Consider the following 4,969-nt stretch of genomic DNA (forward strand, 5'->3'; position numbering starts at 1 on the left):
TCAATTTATCAACGGTTGTTAATAAGATCTAAAAATCATTTGAAATAGAACACTTTATAAAAAATATAATTGTTAGTAAATCAGTATAAAAAAGCATAACTAAAATTACAACCTCTTTTTTAGAAAGTTATGGCTACTATTAACACGCTATAATAACCCTTAAAAAATTAATTTAAATTTCCTTTTCTTTTTTATTATTTAAATAAGTGTTGAAAACTTAAACAACTTTCAGATGGTTATTATCTTCTAATTCTTTCAAAATAGTTTGAACGGTATTAAAATCGTTAGGATGAATTTTAAGTTTGATTCCACCCAAAGCCGTACCGTAAAATGGAACAATATTCATCATTGTTTCATTTTCAAAGTAGTATTGAATTTGTTCTTGGTCTAAAATATGTCGAAGTACCACAATTTCATGTGGATAACTAAAAACAGCAATGGTTTGAAAGTCTTTCATTTTAGGTTTTTTATAAAGATATGAAATGTTAGCTTTATATTAAAACTAAAAACTTATAACTCATTACTTCTAACTATTTTGTATTTTTCAACATTATTTAAAAAGATTATGAGTAAAATACCTAGAAAGTTAGGAAAAAAAGAGAAAGATTTCTCTGGAAAAATAGTTAAAATACTTGCCCAAAATGCCAATAGAGCATTAAATTACAAGCAAATAGCAGCGCTTTTAGAAGTAGATGATACCAAAGGTAGGAACGAAATTATAAAGGATTTAAAGATTCTCGCTTCAAAAAAGGAAATTATCGAAAGCGAACCTGGAAAATATTTGGTAAAAGCCATCAGTCAAGATTACTACGAGGGAATTATTGACATGACCGGAAGAAAAACGGCTTATTTTGTGTGTCCTGATTTTGGTGAAGATGTGTTTATTCCTACCAATAATTTGAACCGAGCCCTTGATAAAGATAAAGTTAAAGTCTATGTTTATAATCGAAGAAAAGGAAAACGTCCTGAAGGAGAAGTAATTGAAGTAGTTGAACGGCATAAAACCGAATTTGTAGGAGTTATTGATATTCAAAAGAATTTTGCTTTCGTCTCCACAGCAAATCCCAAGATGTACACTGATATTTTTATTCCAAAAGATAAAATTGGAGAAGCTGAACAAGGTGATGTTGTGTTGGTAAACATCGAAGATTGGCCTAAAAAAGCCGACAGTCCTTTTGGTTCTGTGATCAAAGTTTTAGGAAAACCAGGCGAACATAATACTGAAATTCACGCCATTCTGGCCGAATACGGTTTGCCCTATGAATTTCCAATTGAAGTAGAAGTTTTTGCACAAAAGCTGGATACATCAATTTCTGAACAAGAAATAGCAAATCGTCGCGATATGCGGGAAACACTTACGTTTACTATCGATCCAAAAGATGCCAAAGATTTTGACGACGCACTTTCTTTCAAAAAATTAGAGAATGGAAATTACGAAATTGGAATTCACATTGCCGATGTTTCCTACTACTTAGAAGAAGGAACCATTTTAGATGACGAAGCTTTTCAACGAGCGACGTCGGTTTATTTAGTCGATAGAGTAGTGCCCATGTTGCCCGAAGTATTATCCAATTTTGCTTGTTCGCTTAGACCAAATGAGGAAAAATACACCTTTTCGGCCGTTTTTGAAATCAACGAAAAAGCACAAGTAGTCAATGAATGGTTTGGTAGGACGGTAATTTATTCAGATCAACGATTCGCTTACGAAGAAGCCCAGCAAATTATTGAAACAAAAGAAAATATAATTCCAGCGGAGATTTCAATTACAGGCGAAGAATACATTGTGAAAGACGAAATTGTAGGTGCAACTTTGAAATTGGATGAACTCGCTAAAATTTTGCGTCGAAAACGTATGGCAGATGGAGCGATTTCTTTTGATAAAGTAGAAGTAAAATTCAACTTGAATCAAGAAGGCGAACCGGAAGGCGTGTACTTCAAAGTTTCGAAAGATGCCAATCATTTGATTGAAGAATTCATGCTTTTGGCCAACAGAAAAGTCGCCGAATTTATTGGAAAACAAAAGAAAACGTTTATTTATCGAATTCACGACGAACCCAATGAAGACAAATTGATTGCGATGCAAACGGTGATTTCTAAATTTGGTTACAAAATTGATTTCCGAAACAAAGGCGATATTTCTAAATCTTTAAACCAATTGATGGCGGATGTTAGTGGTAAAAAAGAGCAAAATTTAATTGATACGCTTGCCATCAGAACGATGAGTAAAGCCAAATATTCAACAGATAATATTGGTCATTACGGTTTGGCTTTCGATTATTATTCGCATTTTACTTCGCCTATTCGTCGTTATCCTGATGTTATGGTTCACAGGTTATTGCAATTTTATTTGGACGGTGGAAAATCAGTTAGCGAAGAATTGTACGAAGAGAAATCCGTACATTGTTCCTCGATGGAAGGTTTAGCCACAAGTGCCGAAAGAGACAGCATTAAGTACATGCAGGTAAAATACATGCAAGACCACAAAGACGAAGAATTCTTGGGTGTTATTTCCGGCGTTACAGAATGGGGAATTTTTGTTGAAATCATAGCTAATAAATGCGAAGGAATGTGTCGTATTCGCGAAATAAAAGACGACTATTATACGTTTGACGAAAAGCAATATGCACTTGTAGGTGCGGTAACCAAAAGTTTACTGCAACTAGGAGACGAAGTAATTGTGAAAGTAAAAAATGCCGATTTAGTCAAGAAACAACTTGATTTTAATTTAATTAGAAAAAATGAAAAATAGATTTATGAAAAAGATAACCATTGTTTTATGCTTGATGATTCCTTTTTTAGGAACATCTCAAGTAACCAAAAATCTTGGTGAATTCGAAAATGTAAGTGTTTTCGACCGTATTTCTGTCCAGTTAATTCCAGCCAGTGAAAACCGAATCGAAATTACCGGAAGTCGTTCGGGAGATGTGGAAATTATCAACAAAAATGGTAGTTTAAAAATCCGAATGGCGTTGCGAAAATTATTAGAAGGCGAGAACGTTTCGGCTAAATTGTATTTTAAACATATTGATGAAATCAATGCCAGCGAAGGTTCCTACGTTATTTGCGATACACCTATCAAGCAAACCACTTTGAAAGTGGATGCTAAAGAAGGTGCCGAAGTACGATTGGTTTTAGACGTAAAGAAAGCCAATTTAAGAGCCGTTACAGGCGGAATTTTAAAAATTAAAGGTAATGCTACCAATAGTGATGTTTCGCTTGGTACAGGCGGAATTTTACAAGGAATGGATTTAGAAACCGTTCAAACAACCATCAAGATTACCACAGGTGGAGAAGCCGATGTTCGGGCAAGCGAATTGGTAGATGCTAAAGTTAGAGCAGGAGGGAACATTATGGTTTTTGGAAGTCCACAACAAATTAATAAGAGTATTACTTTGGGCGGCACCATCAACGAAAGCAAACGCTAAGTTGATTTAAAATATTTATATTTTAGAATTTTCAATTATATTTGTGTTACCTCACGGATAAATTCACCTGATGATTGAAGATATTTTATTAGCAATTCCGCTCGGGATTTTGCTTTGCTTTATGATAGGTCCCGTTTTCTTTGTTCTTTTAGAAACGGCTGCAATTAAAGGTTTTAGGGCTGCTTTGGTATTTGATGCCGGAGTAGTCACAGCCGATTTTGTATTCATTGCAGTTGCTTATTTCAGCAGTTACCGACTCATAAATAACATCAAAGACGAACCGGCATTATTTATTTTTGGCGGTTTGATAATGGTTACTTACGGCATTATTTCCTTTATCAAACAAAAAAAAGCCATAAAAAAACTCGATTTTAAAGATAAAATTGAACTGATTAAGAAAAATTATGCAGGTCTTTTTGCCAAAGGATTTTTACTCAATTTTATCAACGTAGGTGTGTTGGGTTTTTGGTTGTTAATATTCATCACATTTGGTCCTCAATTGCAATTAAAATCTTCCCGGCTAGCTGTATTTTTTGGTTCCGTTATCGCAACTTATTTGATTGTAGATATATTCAAAATTCTTTTAGCCAAACGTCTCAAAAGTAAAATGACACCCGCTAATATTATTAAAATTAAGCAAGTTACCAGTATTTTATTGATTGTTTTTGGTCTAACAATAATGCTTCAAGGCTGGTTTCCAAGTGATCAAAAATTAGTAAAAGAAGCTTTGGAAAAGATAGAACCTAATCGTGAGTGATTTAAGTATTATTTATTTTTTTATAAAAAATTATTAGTTTTGCAAAGTATTTTTGTAAATTCATACAAACATTTTTAAAAAAGTGATTTTTTATTTAAGTTTGTTTTATAAAAGTGAATATGCAATTTGACACTTTATAAACACCACATATGAAAAATTTTTTATTCTTATTCTTATCTTTTGCTGTATTAACAGCATGTTCAAGTGATGACAGTTCATCAACTAATTCTACAACTAAAGCAGTTATAATTTTAAAATCGACAAATGGAACGCCGGTTTCAAATGTTGTAGTTTATGCTTATGACGAAACTACATGGGAAATAATTGGTGATGAGACACAATTTGCCGATTTCCAAGCTTCATCAGATAGTGAAGGAAAGGCAATTTTTAACAATATTTTTAGCGATACTGGTTTTAATCAAATAAATAATTTTACCAATACTTTTAGATTTTCAGCTCATTATACTGTAAATGGTGTTGACAAAACTAAAGTTGTAGCAATCACTTTCAAAAAAGGTGAATCAAAAACCGAAACAATAACACTTAATTAACAAAATTAAAATAGTCAAATTGCATATTTTTTAATTTTTGTTGTTAATTAGTTGTACTGATTTTTTCCTAAAGATGAATCCCAAAAAAGCTCTACATTTTCTTTAGGTTTCAGAATTATCGTTTGGATTCAAACAGCTCTTTATCTAATTTTTTCTAAAAATTAAACAAAAAAAAAGAGATACATTTCTGTATCTCTTAGTGAGGCATCGTCCGGATTCGAACTTTATCTTTATCT

At 32.6% G+C, this 4,969-nt stretch carries 5 protein-coding genes; 4 read left to right on the forward strand and 1 reads right to left on the reverse strand.

The window, feature by feature from the left end:
* Positions 1-217: 217 nt before the first annotated feature.
* Positions 218-457: a DUF2007 domain-containing protein gene (locus tag ACIQ2X_RS13680; RefSeq protein ID WP_396179492.1), complete on the reverse strand. Its 240-nt coding sequence runs from the start codon at positions 455-457 to the stop codon at positions 218-220.
* 108 nt (positions 458-565) lie between these two features.
* Between ACIQ2X_RS13680 and rnr the strand changes: the two genes are divergently transcribed.
* From rnr to ACIQ2X_RS13700, 4 genes are all read left to right on the forward strand, one after another.
* The gene (rnr, locus tag ACIQ2X_RS13685) at positions 566-2,749 is read left to right on the forward strand and encodes a ribonuclease R (protein ID WP_396179493.1); all 2,184 of its coding nucleotides are present in this window, start codon (positions 566-568) and stop codon (positions 2,747-2,749) included.
* A gap of 4 nt (positions 2,750-2,753) precedes the next feature.
* On the forward strand, positions 2,754-3,425 hold the full coding sequence (locus tag ACIQ2X_RS13690; RefSeq protein ID WP_396179494.1) for a head GIN domain-containing protein: 672 nt from the start codon (positions 2,754-2,756) through the stop codon (positions 3,423-3,425).
* Positions 3,426-3,495: 70 nt separating this feature from the next.
* A complete protein-coding gene (locus ACIQ2X_RS13695; RefSeq protein ID WP_396179495.1) occupies positions 3,496-4,182 on the forward strand; it encodes a LysE family translocator in 687 nt (228 codons plus the stop codon).
* A gap of 149 nt (positions 4,183-4,331) precedes the next feature.
* Positions 4,332-4,733 carry a hypothetical protein gene (locus ACIQ2X_RS13700; protein ID WP_396179497.1) on the forward strand — a complete coding sequence of 134 codons (402 nt, stop codon included), beginning with the start codon at positions 4,332-4,334 and terminating at the stop codon, positions 4,731-4,733.
* Positions 4,734-4,969: the final 236 nt, after the last annotated feature.

Source organism: Flavobacterium sp. (assembly GCF_044368625.1).
Lineage (GTDB): Bacteria > Bacteroidota > Bacteroidia > Flavobacteriales > Flavobacteriaceae > Flavobacterium.

Bases quoted from the DNA above. Each gene is read 5' to 3' on its own strand.
- ACIQ2X_RS13680 (WP_396179492.1), bottom strand. From the start codon at position 457: ATGAAAGACTTTCAAACCATTGCTGTTTTTAGTTATCCACATGAAATT.
- rnr (WP_396179493.1), top strand. From the start codon at position 566: ATGAGTAAAATACCTAGAAAGTTAGGAAAAAAAGAGAAAGATTTCTCT.
- ACIQ2X_RS13690 (WP_396179494.1), top strand. From the start codon at position 2,754: ATGAAAAAGATAACCATTGTTTTATGCTTGATGATTCCTTTTTTAGGA.
- ACIQ2X_RS13695 (WP_396179495.1), top strand. From the start codon at position 3,496: ATGATTGAAGATATTTTATTAGCAATTCCGCTCGGGATTTTGCTTTGC.
- ACIQ2X_RS13700 (WP_396179497.1), top strand. From the start codon at position 4,332: ATGAAAAATTTTTTATTCTTATTCTTATCTTTTGCTGTATTAACAGCA.